Source organism: Micrococcus sp. HG099, from assembly GCF_024723355.1.
In the GTDB taxonomy this organism is placed as follows: Bacteria; Actinomycetota; Actinomycetes; order Actinomycetales; family Micrococcaceae; genus Micrococcus; species Micrococcus endophyticus.
Genome location: NZ_JANQCJ010000267.1, coordinates 1 through 950 on the forward strand (window position 1 = coordinate 1; position 950 = coordinate 950).

Consider the following 950-nt stretch of genomic DNA (forward strand, 5'->3'; position numbering starts at 1 on the left):
GTGCCGCCCGTGCCGGTGGCGGCGGCCTGCCAGAGCACCGCGCCGGCGGCCGCCCCGGAGGTCACGCCGAGGACGTCCGGGGAGGCCAGCGGATTGCCCAGGCCCCGCCGGTAGAGGGCCCCGGCCGCCCCCAGCGCCGCCCCGGCCAGCACGGCCGCCGCGGCGCGGGGCAGCTTCTCTTCCGTCACGATGAACGAGGCGCCCGGGATCGTGGTCCCGGTTAGGATCCGCACGAGGTCCGGGACGGCCACCATGTACGCGCCCCACGTGAGGCGCAGCAGCACGAGGACCAGCACCGCCGCCGTGAGGACGGCCAGGGCGGTCCCGACGCGTCGGGCATCGCGGCGCCGGGCAGCGCGCACGCGCGCCACGGCGTGCTCGAGGGTCACGCTCCCACGGCCGCTCATGCCGCCACCCCCCGGCGGCGCAGGAGGGCGAGGAGCACGGGGACGCCGAGCACCGCCGTCGTGACGCCGAGGTGGACCTCGGCCGGCGCGATCACCAGGCGGCCGAGCGTGTCCGCCACGAGGACCAGGACCGCGCCCCACAGGGCGCAGGCGAGCACGAGCGTGCGCGCGTCCGGCGGGCGCAGCCGACGCACCGCGTGCGGGATCACGAGCCCGAGGAAGCCCACGGTGCCGGTCAGCGCCACGGCCGCGGCGGTGAGCACCACGGCGGCGGCCAGCAGCAGCGACCGCACTCGCTCGGGCCGGGCCCCCAGGCCGTGGGCCAGGTCCGTGCCCAGGGCGAGGGCGTCCATGCCGGGGCCGAGCACCACGACGGCGGCCACCGCGGCCAGCACCACCGGGGCCAGCCACAGGGCGTCGCCGAGGTCCGCCCGGGCCACGGAGCCCACGGTCCACAGCCGCAGGCGGTCCCGCACGGCCGGGTGCAGGACCACGAGGGCGGAGGTGACCGCCGTGGCCCCGGCGGTGGTGGCAGCCCCGGCC

Annotated in this window: 2 protein-coding genes; both read right to left on the bottom strand. The window is 79.4% G+C overall.

The window, feature by feature from the left end:
• On the bottom strand, positions 1–407 hold a 407-nt coding region (locus NWP10_RS12140; RefSeq protein ID WP_258301073.1), incomplete at its 3' end, for an iron chelate uptake ABC transporter family permease subunit.
• The coding region (locus tag NWP10_RS12145) for an iron ABC transporter permease (protein ID WP_258301074.1) at positions 404–950 on the bottom strand (547 nt) is incomplete at its 5' end. The genes NWP10_RS12140 and NWP10_RS12145, both read right to left, overlap by 4 nt.